At 60.4% G+C, this 13862-nt stretch carries 19 protein-coding genes; 17 read left to right on the top strand and 2 right to left on the bottom strand.

Going from position 1 to position 13862, the window contains the following annotated elements:
• Window positions 1–110 precede the first annotated feature (110 nt).
• Together AC3WVQ_RS12385 and AC3WVQ_RS12380 are read right to left on the bottom strand one after the other, a co-directional pair.
• Complete coding sequence (locus AC3WVQ_RS12385) at window positions 111–593, bottom strand: hypothetical protein (protein WP_492382772.1); 483 nt, start codon at window positions 591–593, stop codon at window positions 111–113.
• A gap of 434 nt (window positions 594–1027) precedes the next feature.
• On the bottom strand, window positions 1028–1525 hold the full coding sequence (locus tag AC3WVQ_RS12380; RefSeq protein WP_492382771.1) for a hypothetical protein: 498 nt from the start codon (window positions 1523–1525) through the stop codon (window positions 1028–1030).
• A gap of 279 nt (window positions 1526–1804) precedes the next feature.
• Here AC3WVQ_RS12380 and AC3WVQ_RS12375 point away from each other — a divergent pair, with 279 nt between their 5' ends.
• From AC3WVQ_RS12375 to AC3WVQ_RS12295, 17 genes are all read left to right on the top strand, one after another.
• Window positions 1805–2002: a hypothetical protein gene (locus AC3WVQ_RS12375; RefSeq protein WP_492382770.1), complete on the top strand. Its 198-nt coding sequence runs from the start codon at window positions 1805–1807 to the stop codon at window positions 2000–2002.
• A gap of 353 nt (window positions 2003–2355) precedes the next feature.
• On the top strand, window positions 2356–2667 hold the full coding sequence (locus tag AC3WVQ_RS12370; protein ID WP_492382769.1) for a DUF3307 domain-containing protein: 312 nt from the start codon (window positions 2356–2358) through the stop codon (window positions 2665–2667).
• Complete coding sequence (locus AC3WVQ_RS12365; protein WP_492382768.1) at window positions 2664–3278, top strand: putative metallopeptidase; 615 nt, start codon at window positions 2664–2666, stop codon at window positions 3276–3278. Before AC3WVQ_RS12370 ends, AC3WVQ_RS12365 begins: the two co-directional genes overlap by 4 nt.
• A gap of 35 nt (window positions 3279–3313) precedes the next feature.
• Window positions 3314–3787 (top strand): DUF2280 domain-containing protein, encoded by a 474-nt coding sequence (locus AC3WVQ_RS12360; protein WP_492382767.1) that lies wholly within the window; start codon window positions 3314–3316, stop codon window positions 3785–3787.
• On the top strand, window positions 3723–5150 hold the full coding sequence (locus tag AC3WVQ_RS12355) for a terminase large subunit domain-containing protein (protein ID WP_492382766.1): 1428 nt from the start codon (window positions 3723–3725) through the stop codon (window positions 5148–5150). Before AC3WVQ_RS12360 ends, AC3WVQ_RS12355 begins: the two co-directional genes overlap by 65 nt.
• 1 nt (window position 5151) lies before the next feature.
• Window positions 5152–5388: a hypothetical protein gene (locus AC3WVQ_RS12350; protein WP_492382765.1), complete on the top strand. Its 237-nt coding sequence runs from the start codon at window positions 5152–5154 to the stop codon at window positions 5386–5388.
• Window positions 5388–7442: a portal protein gene (locus AC3WVQ_RS12345; RefSeq protein ID WP_492382764.1), complete on the top strand. Its 2055-nt coding sequence runs from the start codon at window positions 5388–5390 to the stop codon at window positions 7440–7442. Before AC3WVQ_RS12350 ends, AC3WVQ_RS12345 begins: the two co-directional genes overlap by 1 nt.
• Window positions 7439–7678: a hypothetical protein gene (locus AC3WVQ_RS12340; protein WP_492382763.1), complete on the top strand. Its 240-nt coding sequence runs from the start codon at window positions 7439–7441 to the stop codon at window positions 7676–7678. Before AC3WVQ_RS12345 ends, AC3WVQ_RS12340 begins: the two co-directional genes overlap by 4 nt.
• Window positions 7679–7710: 32 nt before the next feature.
• Window positions 7711–8682, top strand: coding sequence for a hypothetical protein (locus AC3WVQ_RS12335; protein ID WP_492382762.1), 972 nt, complete (start codon window positions 7711–7713; stop codon window positions 8680–8682).
• Window positions 8683–8706: 24 nt separating this feature from the next.
• Window positions 8707–9702 carry a DUF5309 domain-containing protein gene (locus AC3WVQ_RS12330; RefSeq protein ID WP_492382761.1) on the top strand — a complete coding sequence of 332 codons (996 nt, stop codon included), beginning with the start codon at window positions 8707–8709 and terminating at the stop codon, window positions 9700–9702.
• 77 nt (window positions 9703–9779) lie between these two features.
• Window positions 9780–10097 carry a hypothetical protein gene (locus AC3WVQ_RS12325; RefSeq protein WP_492382760.1) on the top strand — a complete coding sequence of 106 codons (318 nt, stop codon included), beginning with the start codon at window positions 9780–9782 and terminating at the stop codon, window positions 10095–10097.
• Window positions 10094–10417, top strand: coding sequence for a hypothetical protein (locus tag AC3WVQ_RS12320; protein WP_492382759.1), 324 nt, complete (start codon window positions 10094–10096; stop codon window positions 10415–10417). Before AC3WVQ_RS12325 ends, AC3WVQ_RS12320 begins: the two co-directional genes overlap by 4 nt.
• Window positions 10414–10587, top strand: a complete 174-nt coding sequence (locus AC3WVQ_RS12315; protein ID WP_492382758.1) for a hypothetical protein — start codon at window positions 10414–10416, stop codon at window positions 10585–10587. The genes AC3WVQ_RS12320 and AC3WVQ_RS12315 overlap by 4 nt, the downstream gene beginning before the upstream one ends.
• Window positions 10584–11186: a phage adaptor protein gene (locus tag AC3WVQ_RS12310; RefSeq protein ID WP_492382757.1), complete on the top strand. Its 603-nt coding sequence runs from the start codon at window positions 10584–10586 to the stop codon at window positions 11184–11186. Before AC3WVQ_RS12315 ends, AC3WVQ_RS12310 begins: the two co-directional genes overlap by 4 nt.
• On the top strand, window positions 11183–11785 hold the full coding sequence (locus AC3WVQ_RS12305) for a phage adaptor protein (RefSeq protein ID WP_492382756.1): 603 nt from the start codon (window positions 11183–11185) through the stop codon (window positions 11783–11785). The genes AC3WVQ_RS12310 and AC3WVQ_RS12305 overlap by 4 nt, the downstream gene beginning before the upstream one ends.
• A gap of 2 nt (window positions 11786–11787) precedes the next feature.
• Window positions 11788–13398 carry a hypothetical protein gene (locus tag AC3WVQ_RS12300; RefSeq protein ID WP_492382925.1) on the top strand — a complete coding sequence of 537 codons (1611 nt, stop codon included), beginning with the start codon at window positions 11788–11790 and terminating at the stop codon, window positions 13396–13398.
• Window positions 13398–13859, top strand: coding sequence for a hypothetical protein (locus AC3WVQ_RS12295; protein WP_492382755.1), 462 nt, complete (start codon window positions 13398–13400; stop codon window positions 13857–13859). The genes AC3WVQ_RS12300 and AC3WVQ_RS12295 overlap by 1 nt, the downstream gene beginning before the upstream one ends.
• Window positions 13860–13862 lie beyond the last annotated feature (3 nt).

Here is a 13862-nt window from a genome sequence, read left to right as displayed (position 1 = left end):
ACACGAGTTTGATATAGAAAAACTACATTGGTGATTTGCGTGACGCGGTCACCAAATCAGGCCGCCTCCGGGCGGCTTTTTGTTTTTCGGAAGTGTGCATCGACAGATATCTAGAACTCCTTCTTCGCGCGATGCCAGTTGTGCTTGAGAACCTTTCGGTGGTGTCGGACATAGTCCATATCGATTGACACGCCCAGGCGGGCCAGGCGGGTGCAGAGATCCCTTTCCATGATGCGCTCGGCGTCCGCCGCTTCATCGTGGCTCTCAGGATTCACCATCAAGAACATCTCGATCGCCGTGCGACGAGCTTCGAGTTGAAGACGACGGCGGCGGAACGAATTGGGCAGTTTCCCCGGCTTCATGAGCCGGTTGATCTCCATAAGGGTGTGATCGAGATGGACAGCCAGTTGCCGGTACTGGTCAGCCCAGATTAAGCGAGCCTCGGCAATTTTTTGGCGCCCTGCTCGCTGAAGCTGGATCCAGCCGAACCATGTTGCCCCGACGGCGGTCAAGAAGACAAGGACGACGCTTACTAGGCCCCATAAGCCGTCGTAATTCTTAACGTCGGCTACTATCGAACCCAGAGCTTCCATTGCAACCCTCATCAAATCTGTGGGGACTATAGCTCGCGTAAGTTTATGCTTCGTAAGTACTGGGAATGCTCGATTCAAAATGCTACGTGGGACCCTCGAACTGGAGGTCGAAAATGGACGAACGAGCCAAGCTTGTAGAGCGTCGAGCAAGAGGGATTTTTGAGAGGGAGAATACCAACCCCGCTGAGGTGTGGGGAGACCTGGTTGGCGGGGGTAGCGCCTATATGGCCTTCACAGAGCGTGAAGGCCCGAATTCGCCCACGAGGGTTCCGATCGATGACCGACGCCGGCAAGTCTACATTGATCGCGCATTGGTCGAACTGAGGTCGGAAGGCCTCATTTGAGATTGTCCAACGACGGCGCCATGGAAGGCGCCGTCAGCGAGCGTCTACCGATTTTGTCGCATAGTGATCGCACCCGGCCCGTGCTGGGTGTCATCCAATGAGACCACCATAATCGTCATTAATGGTGATTAGCGCATCCATTCTTTCCTTAATTTCTTCATCGTCCGCGTAATCGACGGTCCATTCATCAACGCCTTCGCACATGTCGAGACAGAAGATATCCGTCTGAAGCTGCAGTCTATTGTTCATCCGGTTGTTGTGAAGAAAGGAACCAGGCAGCGGTTTGATGAACCGAAACCCAGAAAGGACCTTTCTGGCACGCTGCATCGTAATATCGGCGCATCCCTCGTGAAGGTACGCGCACCGGAGGGCGTAAGCGTCATCTGCGCCAAGAAAAACCCGGCCTTTTGAAGTCGTGTAACGTCCCAGAAGGTAAGAGTTCCACCATTGCATATAGCGATCTCTGGTCGAGCATGAGGGGTCCTGCAAGCGCCCGCAAATGTCAGGAAGCGTAAGGGCGACAGCAAGAGCCCCGTACCAATTATGCGCCGCGACGGCATCGCGTACAGCGCTCGTAAATCGTTCCATGGTCTCTCCCGCTGTTGATTGCGTCACACGCCTGGCAAACGATCATCAATCACAAGTTTAGCCAAGCGACAAGGCACCGGTCTTGTCGCCGGGCTTCAAGCGGACGTGAACGAAATCAAACCGCAGCTTTGCACGAACGACGTTCGAAGAAAGCGAGTGAGAGGCTGTTCTGGCCTGTGAATAAGCCCATCTTCGGTTGTGTATATCTGTCCCCGCGTGATTGTCGCGCGCTGCTGAAAGGCTCACCGTCGCCTCTTCAACCCGAAAAGGAATCAGACGATGAGCAGGATTGACGACATGATTCGCCTAGCCCGAAGTGGCGACAAAGAGGGAGCTAAGGCGATCTTGGATGACGAAATCAAGCTGGCTGAACACTCGCCGACTTCAATCGCCGCGACGCCAAATGGCTACGTCGCGAAGCGCAAGGGTAAGCGGGTCGAGCTGGCTGATGGTGTGTGGCAGCCCGCGAAGAAATAGTGGCCGCCGTTGGCCCTAGGCGCACAAGGCGCCCTATGGGCGTCCGTCTATTTGACCGAGTTAGAAATTAAAGCCGTCCGACTTATAATCGGGCGGCTTTTTGTATGGGCGGGGATCCAACTTCGACAACCGACGCGAGGGACAAGGCTTTCACTCGTGGCCGTAGAGGCCTGCGCCGCCGCCCTAGGGGAGGATGAACCCCGTCATAACGGTGCCAAGTGAGCAAGTCGGTAACAAAACTTTCAGGGCCCAGCGAACAAGGGTCTGTAGTAGCGCCGCCACACGAGTGACCCCGAAAGACCCGCAGGCGAAAGCCGGTTGAAGCTCTTAGGGCGGCCCCTGATGGAGTTAACATGCACGAAGTCTTGATGCTCGCGCTGATGTTGCTCGGCGCGCACTGGCTTTGCGACTATCCGCTGCAGGGGCAGTTCCTCTCCGATGCCAAGGAGAAAGGGCCGCTTCGGTTCTATCACCTCGTCGCCCACGCCGGCATCCAAGGCGCCGCCGTCGCACTCGTCACAGGCAGTGTCTGGCTCGGCATCGCCGAGTGGGCCGCTCATACCGTGATCGACGAGGCGAAGGTTATCGGCAGAACGACGTTCGCCCAGGATCAGGCCCTGCACCTCGGGTGTAAGGCGACCTGGCTGCTGGTGTTGTTCGCATGAGGCCCGTTCCGCCCCCAGCGATGTTTGACGGCCTCGTCTCGTTCGCACCGGCGCCCGAGGTCAGCGACTGGATGAAGGCAACGTTCATCGACGAGGGCGGCCCGGCGCACAATCAAGACCATGGCCACCTCAAGGAAGCGACGATCGGCGTTCTGTGGGCCACCGTCGGGAATAGTCGCAAGGGCCGCCGCGTCATCGGCCAGTGTGAGGTGGGGTCGCCTCAGGGGGTAATGGGGAAGTGGGCAAGGGCCCGAGCAGAGCTGCAGGTGACGGAATGGTTCGGGTTCGTCCCGGATTTCATCATCACGCTTGATGCTGACTATTGCAGCCAGTGCGGTGACGCCGAATTCATGGCGCTGTGCGAGCATGAGCTCTATCACGCCACCCAAGAGCGCGACGCCTTCGGCGCCCCGAAGTTCAGTCGGATGACAGGATTGCCGGTGTTCACGATCATGGGGCACGACGTCGAGCAGTTCGTCGGTGTGGTCCGCCGCTATGGGGCGGTTGCCTCTGGTGTGAAGGAAATGGTCGACGCTGCCAATCGGCCGCCGGAGATAGCGAGAGCGACCATCGATCACGCGTGCGGGACATGTCGCCTTCGGGTGGCGTGATCCTTGATCCTATCTTGAAGAACCGGATTTTTTGAATGGCCAGGGCAAAACTCACCCAGGCGCAGCAAACCTTTGTTGTGCAGTCGCTCGCGTGCTTCGACAGCCCGTCTGTCGTCGCCGGGGTGCTCAAGAAAGACCACGGCGTAGAGATTAGCCCACAAGCGGTTGAATGCTACGACCCGACGAAGAAGGCCGGCAACAACCTCGCAGTGAAGTGGAAGCTTCTTTTCGAGGCCACACGCAAGCGGTTTCTAGAGGACACCTCACCTATCGCAATCAGCCACCGTGCGGTTCGTCTGCGCGCTCTTCAGCGCATGGCAGAGAAGGCCGAAGGGGTGGGCAACATGGTGCTGGCGGCCTCATTGATGGAGCAAGCCGCCAAGGAAGTCGGCGACAGCTACACGAATCGGCGCGAGGTGACGGGCAAGTTTGAGGGTTTGACGGATGAATCTATCGGCGCTCGCCTCGCTGAGTTACTCGGAAAAATTGGAGGCGGTGCAGCTTCTTGAGGAACTAGAGCGCCGGCAACGAGCAAACCGGCTCGGTTCCTACAGCCCCTATAAGAAGCAGCGCGAGTTTCACCTCGCAGGCGCCGCCTACCGAGAGCGGCTGTTCATGGCAGGAAACCAGCTCGGCAAGACGCTGGCGGGCGCTGCGGAAGCGGCGATGCACCTCACAGGGGAATATCCGGACTGGTGGCAAGGATATCGGTTCTCGGGGCCGATCGTCATGCTCGCCGGTTCCGAATCGTACGAACTGACGCGCGACGGCGTGCAGCGGCTCATGATCGGGCCACCGATGAACCCCGAGGACCGGGGAACCGGGTATGTTCCGAAGAAGGCCATTGTCGCGACCACCAAGCGCTCAGGCGTATCTGGTGCGCTCGATAGCGTCACGGTTCGGCATAAGTCGGGCGGCGTCTCGACCCTGCTGTTCAAGGCGTACGAGCAAGGCCGGTCGAAATGGCAGGCCAACACGGTCAACTACGTCTGGTTCGACGAAGAGCCGCCCCAGGCAGTCTATTTCGAGGGCATCACCCGAACAAACGCGACCGGTGGCCTGATCGCGGTCACGTTCACGCCGTTGCAGGGGATGAGTGAAGTGGTCCGACGCTACATCAAGCCTGGCGACGATCCCGGCGCCGTAGACCGCAACGTCACAACGATGACGATCGAGGATGCCGAGCATTACACGCCGGAAGAGCGGGCAAAGATCATCGCCAGCTATCCAGCTCACGAGCGCGAGGCTCGCACGAAGGGCATTCCAGCGCTGGGCTCTGGCCGCATCTTCCCGGTGACGGAAGAGAGTATCAAGGTCGCGCCGTTCGAGATTCCGAAGCATTGGGTTCAGATCGGCGGCATAGACTTCGGATGGGACCACCCGACGGCCGGCGCCGCTCTGGCATGGGATCGCGACGCAGACGTGATGTACGTCACGAAGGTTTACCGGCAGCGAGAGGCGACGCCGATCGTTCACGCTGCAGCGCTCAAGGCGTGGGGCAGCTGGCTTCCATGGTCATGGCCGCACGATGGCAACAACGACATGGCGGCCGGTCCGAACCTAGCATCTCAGTACAGGGCACAGAGCCTGAACCTGCTGCCGGAAAAGGCGACGTTCGAGGACGGCAGCAACAGCGTCGAGGCGGGCCTTATGGACATGCTCGACCGCATGATCACCGGGCGCTGGAAAGTGTTCTCGACGTGTCCGGAGTGGTTTGACGAGTTCCTTCTCTACCACCGCAAGGATGGGAAGGTCGTCAAGGAGATGGACGACGTGCTTTCGGCGTCCCGTTACGCGCTGATGATGAAGCGCTTTGCGAAGGTCAAGCCCGACAACAAGGCCTGGGCCTTCACAGATAGGAAGGTAGTTTGACATGGCTAGCTTTGAATATGGCCAGGTGCGCCGTCACGAGCACAACGGCGATGTCTTCATGATCCGTGATGTGTGGACTCCGGGAGGGGCTGCTCGTGGTCGTTTGATCCGGTGCGAGTACGCGACGGCTAACGATAAGGGGGGTGTCAAATGGACACCTTGCCGGGAAGGCGTTTCCTTCGACGAGATAAAGCCCGTCGGTCACGTCGAATACATCAACGTTGAGAAAGTGGCCTGATGACCGCGCTGACGAAGGGACAAGTCGCCTCTCAGGTGTCGCAGCTGGTAAAGGATTGCGAGTGCTTCCGCGACCAGTCGTCGGCCGATCGCGTCAAGGCGATGGAGTATTACGACGGCGAGATGAAAGACGTGCCGGCTGACCCGAACCGGTCGAAAGTCGTGTCGCGCGACGTGCGCTCTGCCATCAAGAAGGTGTTGCCGTCGCTCATCAAGACTATTCTCGGCAACGACAAGGTTGTAGAATACGAGCCGGTGAACCAGGGTGACGAGGCGGGAGCCGAACAAGCCACCGACTACATCAATAACGTCGTTTTCCCCGAGAGCGACGGCTACAACGCGGTGCAGGATGCAGCGCACGACGCGCTGAAGCTCCGCAACGGTGTTGTCCGTTGGTGGTACGACAAGAAGCGCCAGGTGCAGGTTTCGAGCCATACCGGCCTTGATGAGGCCGCGGTGGTCCAACTCGTCGCCGCCGACGATATCGACGTTCTCGAAAAGGAAGAATACGTCGAGGCTGTCGAGACGCCCGAGGGGTTGGTTCCGACGAAGTTCTACAACGTCAAGATCCGGAAAACCTCGGTCTACGGCTGCACGAAACTCGCCGCGGTGCCGCTTGAGGAATTCCTCATCCATCCCGACGCTATGTCGATCGACGACAGCCTCTGCACCGGCATCAGCATGAAGATGCGCCGGTCTGACCTGGTCGCGATGGGCTATGACCGGGAGGTGATCGATGCTCTGCCCGAGACAACTAAGGACAACGAGAAGGAAACCGAGGAGTTTGCGCGCCGTCGTGACGTCGTGAGCAGCGACGACCAGGCGGACAAGGCCGCTCAGGAGGTCGATTACTACGAACTCTATGTCAGGATCGACGCCGACGACGACGGAATCGCCGAGCTACGCCGCATGGTCTTTGCGGGCGGTACCGCCGAGAAGAACCTCCTCGAAAACGAGGAGTGGGACGAGGTGCCGTTCGCCGACCTGATCACTGAGCGCCGGCCGCATCAGCGCGAGGGCAACTCGGTCACCGACGATATGACCGAAATCCAGCGCATCAAGACGGTGTTGCTACGCCAGACCCTCGACAACCTTTATTGGCAGAACAACCTTCAGCCGATCGTGCAGGAAGGCACCATCGAGAACCCGGAGGCAGTGCTTAACCCGAAATTCGGCCAGCCGATCCGGGTGACGCAGGGCACCGCCGTGGGCAATGCTGTCGGCTTCCACCAAGTGCCGATGGTCGCTGACAAGTCGTTCAACATGCTGGGATACCTCGACCAGGAGGCCAGCGACCGCACGGGCATTTCGGATGCATCGAGCGGCATGGCGCCGGATGCCTTGCAGAACATGACCGCTAAGGCGTCGTCGATGATCGAGGCGGCGGGCATCGGCCAGACTGAACTGATGGTTCGCACCTTCGCGCAGGGCCTCAAGCGCGTTTTTCAGGGCCTCCTGAAGCTGATCATCAAGCACCAGGACCAGCCGCGCACGGTTCGCCTGCGCGGTAAGTGGGTGACGTTCGATCCTCGGCACTGGAATGCGGGCATGGATGCCAGCGTCAACACTGGTCTCGGCGCCGGCACGCGCGAACGTGACATGATGATGGTTCAGGTGATCCAGCAGCTGCAGGAGAAGCTGGTCGCGGCTCTGGGCCCGGACAATCCGTATGTGTCGCCCGACAACGTCTATAACTCGGTCGCCAAGATGGTCGAGGCGGCGGGCCTGAAGTCCCCGGACCTGTATTTCACGAAGCCGACGCCTGAGGACATCCAGAAGCGGCAGCAGGAGCAGGCCAACAAGCCTGACCCGGAACTGCAAAAGGCCCAGATCGAAGCGCAGGCCGACGTGCAGAAGGCGCAGCTGCAAGCAGAGACCGATCGTCTTAAGCTTCAGCAGCAGGCGCAGATCGAAATGGCGAAGATCCAGTCGGAAGCCGAACTCAAGCGCTACCAGATCGACAAAGAAATTGAGCTGAAGCGCCAGCAGAACGCGGCGCAGCTTTTGACCAGCCAGCACGTCACCACGACCCAGATCGGAGGGCTACCAGGATGAAGCCGGAAGAGAAGCGGGCCGCCGCGCGCGCTATGCTCAACAATCCGCTCTTCCACCTCGTCATGGACGATCTGGAAGCGGCAGCTATCAACGGGTGCATCAACGCCCCGATCACCGACGACGAGACCCGCGCCGCCTATGCGGCAGAAGCGCGGACCATCCGGAAATTCCGCAGCAAGCTCAAGTTTCTCGCCGAGGAACAAGCCACGGCTGACGGTAAAGGCGCCCCGGCATAGGGCCCGGGCCAAACCTTAGAAGGCAAGCACACATGACAGACGCAGCCACCAACTCCCCGTTCGTCGGGGAGAGTGATAGCGGTCGCCCCGCACTCACTATCGACGACGCAGCGAACCTCGACTTTGCCGAGCCCGGAGAGGCCAACGAGCTGGAAGAGGAAGATGGGCAGTCGACGAATGCGACCGGTGAGGCCACGGATGATGGCCAAGAGACCGGCGATCCCGCAGACAACGCCGAAAGCGACGAGCTGGCCGGTGCCGAGAATGGCGAGGCAGCCAACGTAGCCGACAACCAGATCATCACCCTGAAGGGTGGCGAACAGGTGCCGTTTTCCGAGTTGAAGCTCGGTTACATGCGTGATCGCGACTACAGACACAAAACTCAGGAAATCGGCAACAAAAGCCGCTCTCTTGAGGCCATGACAACCCGCGTGACCAACACGGTCAAGGGTATCGCTTCTTACCTGGCGGACCGTTTGCCGCCTGAACCGCCGCGCTCGTTGGCGTATCAGAACCCCGCCGAGTACACCCGCCAGAGAGCGGCGTACGAGGATGGTTTGGCAAACATCAACCAGATCATTGCAATGGCCAACGACTCTACGTCCGTTGGCGGCGAACTCGCGTCAGCGGCATCTGAAGAGACGTTGCAAACCGAGAATGCCAAGCTGCTTGAAGCCTTCCCGCACCTCGAAAAAGAGGACGCCCGGGAGAAGTTCTTTACCGACGCCTTCTCGGTCGGCCAGGACCTCGGGTTTTCTCAGGACGAGATGCAGAGGTTCACGGACCACCGCTATTTCAAGGTCATGCACTACGCCATGCTGGGGCTTCAGGCCGAGCAAGCGAAGGGCAAGGCTTTGGCGAAGGTCCAGAACGCCCCGCCGGCAGCCGTCAAGGCCAAGCCGAACGGGCCGGCCACCCAGCAGGTTCGCAAGAACAAGGAAGCGATGCAGCGGTTGTCGAAATCCGGGTCGATCAAGGACGCAATGGCGATCGACTTCGACTAACCCCTTAATCGAAGGAATACGGAAATGGCCGCATTGGCAAACACCTTCACGACCAACCAGGCCGTGGGCAACCGCGAAGACCTTTCCGACGTGGTGTCGCGCATCACGCCGGAAGATACCCCGATCTACTCCCTGATCGAGAAGGGCACCGCGAAATCGGTGCACCCCGAATGGGAGACCGACGAGCTCGCCGCTCCGGCAGCCAACATCAAGACTGAAGGTGACGAATACACCTTCGGCGCGATCACTCCTCCGGAGCGTCTGGGCAATTACACCCAGATCCTGCGCAAGGACTGGATCATCTCTGCCACCCAGGAAGTCGTTTCCGAGGCCGGCAACGTCCAGAAGCGCAAGTACCAGAAGCTGAAGAAGGGCGTTGAACTCCGCAAGGATACCGAGTTCGCCATCGTCGATACCAACGCTTCCGTTGGCGGCGCCACGCGCGAGTTCGGTTCTCTGAACACGTGGATCGAGACGAACGTTTCCCGCGGTGCCGGCGGCGCCAACGGCGGCTTCGACACTCCGACCGGTCTCACGGTCGCACCGACCAACGGCACGCAGCGTGCGTTTACCAAGGCCATCTTGGACAGCGTCATGCAGCAGGGCTTCCAGAGCGGGGCGAACTTCCGTCACGTTTCGGCCTCGCCGTACGTGAAGAGCGTGTTCGTCACCTTCATGTCGGACAGCAACGTCGCGCCGTTCCGGTACGCCGTTTCCAAGGGTGGCGAGCGCAATACCATCGTCGCCACGGCCGACTACTACGAAGGCCCGTTCGGCACGGTGATGATCCACCCGAACCGGGTGCAGGCAGGAGCGGCCGCCCAGGCGCGCAATGCCTTCTTCATCGATCCGGACATGCTGTCCTTCCTCTGGCTCCGCAAGATCCAGGAAGACAAGGACGTCGCGAAGACGGGCGACGCTGACAAGGGCGTCCTCATCGGCGAGGGCACGCTGAAAGTGCACAACGAAAAGGGCCTCGGCGTCGCCGCCGACCTCTTCGGCCTGAGCGCCGCCTCGTAAGCCATCCAGACAGCAATCATCAGCAAGGCCTCGCATTCGTGCGGGGCCTTTTTCGTAACGAAACACAGGAGTAACCAATGTCTGAGGACATCAACAAACTTCGGGCCGACTACAAGGAGCTTGTCGGCAAGAACCCCTTTGCCGGTTGGGACGCAAGCGAATTGCAGAGGCGGATTGACGCGGCTCTTAGCGGCAACGGCTCGCAGGGCGATGAAGATGGCCCGAAAGCCGGTGGCAATCTTGTCCCCGTCAAGCTGAAGCGCGACGTCTGGGACGAGGACGGCCAGCGTCTGCTGAAAGGTGGCGAAATCGACCTCCCCCTCGACTTTGCGAAGCAGCTCATCGCGGAAGGCAAAGCCGAGCGGAACGATCCGCTTCCGGGCGAGTCCAAATGATCATTCGTGATGGAGCGTGGACGCTCTACGATCACGACGTGATGACGGGCCGCTCGGTCTGGCATCTGTTCGACGGGGAGAAAGACGTATTCCGCGTCGACTACCCCGTCGACAACCTCATCAGCGAGAACCAGGACGTCCGCAACAGCGCCGAAAAGGCCTGGCGCGGCGACTGGCACCGGGTCGCTTCAATCCCGCTGAACATCGCCCACAACAGCGGCCTCGTGCAGGCCCACAGCGAGGGCGATGACCGCTATGTGAAGCGTTTCCTCAACAGCTCCGACAATCGCGCCTGGCGGACAAAGGACGGCCATCTATGAGCGTCGAATACGACCGCATCAAAGGGCAGGTGAACGCCATTGAGGCGGGTCGGCCCAGCGCCGAGGAGAACCCCGAGGGCCACCGGGAAGCGAATGAGCAGATCTCCCGTCTGATCGATCGGTCACGCATGTACGCCGCTGCCGAGCGGTCCCGAAAGGTTCCCCTATGAGCGCCATTCCTGATTATGTGTCGCTACTCGTCGATGCCGGCGAGTACAGCGGCCGCAATGACGTCGCGCACCTCTTCCCGCGCTTTGTCGGTCTCGCCGAGATCAAGCTCAACCGCTTCCTTCGCGTTGCCAACATGGAGTTGGTCGACACCGTCGCCATCACGAATGGCACCGGCACGCTCCCGACCGATTTCCTCGAGGCGCGCGAAGTGAAGAATTCAAACGGCATTCCTATTCGTGCCGTTGCTCTGCAGCAGCTGACCGACAGCTATATGGGGCGTGCCGGCATCCCGTCCGGTTACGCCATTGTCGGGAGCACGATCAACGTTCGCCCCCTCGGCGATGGCAATTTGACGGTCACCTATTACGGCAAGATCCCACCGCTTACGCCAACGAACCCGACTAACTGGCTGCTGGAAAAGGCGCCTGACGCGTATCTCTACGCCCTCGTCGAGGAAATCGCGATCTGGGAGCGTGATGTCGACAAGGCAGGCGGCGCCCTGCAGCTGAAGATGCAGGCGCTTTCCGGTCTCAAAATCGGCGATGAGCGCTCGCGCTGGGGCAATGCCCAAGTCGTCGTTGGAGGCCCGACACCATGACCCTGCTTTCCGCCATCAACGAGGTCTGCGATGTCGTTTCGCTAGACCAGTTCGAAAGCGTCTACGGTTCCAATAATCCGAACGCACAGACGATGGTTGCGCTCGCCCAGGAAGCCGGTGACGAGATTGCACGCCGCGCCGACTGGCAGCGCATGCTGGCCACGCACACCGCTGCCGGCTCTCCGGAGAACCTGCCTGAAGAGTATCAGCGCATGACACCTGGCGGGGCCGTCCGGACCGCGACAGGCGATTTCTTCCGGCCGATCACCAACAGTTCGCAATGGGCCGTCATCGTCGGCATCCCGTCCGTGCAGCCGTATTTCTTCGTCCGAGGCCAGCAGATCCTGTTTTCGCCGGCAGCATCGGCCGTCGGTGCCGTAATCGAGTACCTGTCGAAATTCTGGGTTCTGCATGATCCTGAAGGGCCTCAGGCCACGCTGACCGCCGACGATGACACGCCGCTATTTCCGGAGCGCCTGCTCGTGAAAGGCATCATCTGGCGCTGGAAGCGACAGAAGGGCCTGCCCTATGAGGACAACCTCGCTGAATTTGAGGCCGACCTCGTGCAGGAAATCAACGCCGATCGAGGTGTCGCATGAAGATGGCAGTCAGGCCCGCGCGTGTCGGGCAGAGCAATCGCGGGTCCGTATCGATCGGCCAGCAGCAGACCTCGCAGCCGATCACCTATCCAGCGCCGAAGGATGGGCTGGTCACGACCGCTGATATGGCCTCGCAGCGGCCCGGCTCTGCAACCGTCCTTCGCAATTTCTTTCCGACGCTCACCGGCTGCAAGATCCGAGGCGGGTCGCAGAAGTTCGGCCTGGCTGTCGACGGAACGGATATCCTCAGCGCCTTCAAGTACAAGTACGGCGCCATCGAGCGCCTGTTCATGGCGACCGCGACGGGCATCTACAACATGACGGCCCCGTCAGCACCGCCGGCGACGACGGCGGCTGATGTCAGTGGGCTTAGCGGCGGTGATTGGTGCGCCTTCCAGCATACGAACGCCGGAACATCGTATCTCGTCTGCCTGAACGGGGCGAACAATCGGCAGCTTTTCAACGGGATCAGTTGGACGACGTCGCCGGCCATCACGTTCGCTGACGCCACGACGATGCCCCAGCTCAATTATGGCTGGCTCTTCAAAAATCGGCAGTTCTTCCTGAAGAACGCAACGCTCGATGCGTACTATCTGCCCATCAACGCAGTCGGCGGCGCTGCGGTCGTGTTTCCGCTTGGCGGCGTTATGAAGCGGGGTGGTTCACTGCTGACCGGCTTCTCGTGGTCGCTTGAAAGCGGCGACGGCCTCAACGACATGTGCGTCTTCGTCTCGACCGAAGGCGAGGTCGCGGTCTATGCCGGCTCCGACCCATCCGACGCGAATAACTGGGCGCTGAAGGGCGTCTACCAGATCGGCAAACCGCTCGGAAAGAACGCCTGGATCAGGGCAGGGGGCGACGTGCTTGTCGCGACCGTGGATGGACTGACGCCGATCTCTCAGGTTTTCCAGCGCGACCGGCAGTCGATCAACCTGGTTTCTGTCTCGCGGCCGATCGAGGACGATTGGCGTCTCGCTGCCAAGGCGACGGGCACCGGTTGGACGCTGAAGCAGTGGCCGGAACAGAATCTCGTCTTCGTGTCATTCCCGGAGAACACCGTCGTCACCGATACGACCTTCGTCCTCAATGTCCTGAACGGTCGGTGGTCCACGCTCTCGAACTGGCGAGCCAACTGCTACGAGACCCTGCAAGGCAGCCTCTTCTTCGGCTCGATGGACGGATACGTGCTGCAGGGCGACACGGGAGGCACCGACGACGGAATGACGTTCTCTGCCGCCTATCTGTCGCAGGCGGCCGCGGCTGGACAGTTCGGCCAGCGTGCCACGGCGAACATGGCTCACATGTTCTTCCGGGCAAACACGAAGCCAAGCGTTCTGCTGTTTGCGCGAGCAGACGACAACAAGAGTATTCCGACATTCAGCGCCGTGTCGGAGGGTGACACCACAGCGTCTGAGTGGGACGTCGGCCTCTGGGGCACCGCCATCTGGGACGGTGTCACCATGCTGAATCGCTACGCCTTTCGGCAGAACGTCAGGGCATCGGGCGATATGCTCGCGGTTGGTTGCGTAGTGACATCCGGCGGGACTGTGAAGCTCGACCTAGAGGTGGATCTCGCCACGCTCCAGGTCGGTGTTGGCGAGGCCAGCGCGTAATGCTCCCGGCTGATCCGGGCGCGGTACGCACGGCAGTGCTTCGATGGACGTGCGGTGATGAGGCCGCGGCCGATTTCCTGAACGAGACCGCCGAGATTGCCCGGCTAGCCGACGACATCGTCGATGAGGACGAATGTCGGCAGCGCAACGTCGCCTGGTTGCTCGTGCGGACGATGACGCACCTGCCGGTGAACCCGTTCTTCATGCGCCATGCCGCGGCGCTGGCGCCGATCATCAACAACGTCGTCGTGCAGTGGCAACTGAGCGACGAATGGCGTTCGTCCCGGGATGCACTGAAGCGGCAATTCGGCTTCGTCATGCGCGAGGCCGTCGGGTCCATCGTCACCGCAGTTGCGGCCATCATCGGCGGGCATGAGCACGCCAAGACAGTCACCGAAGAATTCTTCGAACTCTGCCATGCCGGCTCGAAAGAGACCGTCGCGGACTGGATAAAGGAATGAGAT

The organism is Ensifer sp. EB106-05-01-XG146, assembly GCF_058791875.1.
Note: the sequence above shows the minus strand (reverse complement) of the source record. Positions and strands in the feature narration are given on the sequence as shown.

Excerpts from the sequence above, each read along its gene's own strand:
- AC3WVQ_RS12345 (WP_492382764.1), top strand. The coding sequence starts at position 5,388 with ATGACCGCGCTGACGAAGGGACAAGTCGCCTCTCAGGTGTCGCAGCTG.
- AC3WVQ_RS12350 (WP_492382765.1), top strand. The coding sequence starts at position 5,152 with ATGGCTAGCTTTGAATATGGCCAGGTGCGCCGTCACGAGCACAACGGC.
- AC3WVQ_RS12305 (WP_492382756.1), top strand. The coding sequence starts at position 11,183 with ATGACCCTGCTTTCCGCCATCAACGAGGTCTGCGATGTCGTTTCGCTA.
- AC3WVQ_RS12385 (WP_492382772.1), bottom strand. The coding sequence starts at position 593 with ATGGAAGCTCTGGGTTCGATAGTAGCCGACGTTAAGAATTACGACGGC.
- AC3WVQ_RS12310 (WP_492382757.1), top strand. The coding sequence starts at position 10,584 with ATGAGCGCCATTCCTGATTATGTGTCGCTACTCGTCGATGCCGGCGAG.
- AC3WVQ_RS12360 (WP_492382767.1), top strand. The coding sequence starts at position 3,314 with ATGGCCAGGGCAAAACTCACCCAGGCGCAGCAAACCTTTGTTGTGCAG.
- AC3WVQ_RS12315 (WP_492382758.1), top strand. The coding sequence starts at position 10,414 with ATGAGCGTCGAATACGACCGCATCAAAGGGCAGGTGAACGCCATTGAG.
- AC3WVQ_RS12365 (WP_492382768.1), top strand. The coding sequence starts at position 2,664 with ATGAGGCCCGTTCCGCCCCCAGCGATGTTTGACGGCCTCGTCTCGTTC.
- AC3WVQ_RS12375 (WP_492382770.1), top strand. The coding sequence starts at position 1,805 with ATGAGCAGGATTGACGACATGATTCGCCTAGCCCGAAGTGGCGACAAA.
- AC3WVQ_RS12335 (WP_492382762.1), top strand. The coding sequence starts at position 7,711 with ATGACAGACGCAGCCACCAACTCCCCGTTCGTCGGGGAGAGTGATAGC.
- AC3WVQ_RS12370 (WP_492382769.1), top strand. The coding sequence starts at position 2,356 with ATGCACGAAGTCTTGATGCTCGCGCTGATGTTGCTCGGCGCGCACTGG.
- AC3WVQ_RS12320 (WP_492382759.1), top strand. The coding sequence starts at position 10,094 with ATGATCATTCGTGATGGAGCGTGGACGCTCTACGATCACGACGTGATG.
- AC3WVQ_RS12325 (WP_492382760.1), top strand. The coding sequence starts at position 9,780 with ATGTCTGAGGACATCAACAAACTTCGGGCCGACTACAAGGAGCTTGTC.
- AC3WVQ_RS12295 (WP_492382755.1), top strand. The coding sequence starts at position 13,398 with ATGCTCCCGGCTGATCCGGGCGCGGTACGCACGGCAGTGCTTCGATGG.
- AC3WVQ_RS12355 (WP_492382766.1), top strand. The coding sequence starts at position 3,723 with ATGAATCTATCGGCGCTCGCCTCGCTGAGTTACTCGGAAAAATTGGAG.
- AC3WVQ_RS12340 (WP_492382763.1), top strand. The coding sequence starts at position 7,439 with ATGAAGCCGGAAGAGAAGCGGGCCGCCGCGCGCGCTATGCTCAACAAT.
- AC3WVQ_RS12300 (WP_492382925.1), top strand. The coding sequence starts at position 11,788 with ATGGCAGTCAGGCCCGCGCGTGTCGGGCAGAGCAATCGCGGGTCCGTA.
- AC3WVQ_RS12380 (WP_492382771.1), bottom strand. The coding sequence starts at position 1,525 with ATGGAACGATTTACGAGCGCTGTACGCGATGCCGTCGCGGCGCATAAT.
- AC3WVQ_RS12330 (WP_492382761.1), top strand. The coding sequence starts at position 8,707 with ATGGCCGCATTGGCAAACACCTTCACGACCAACCAGGCCGTGGGCAAC.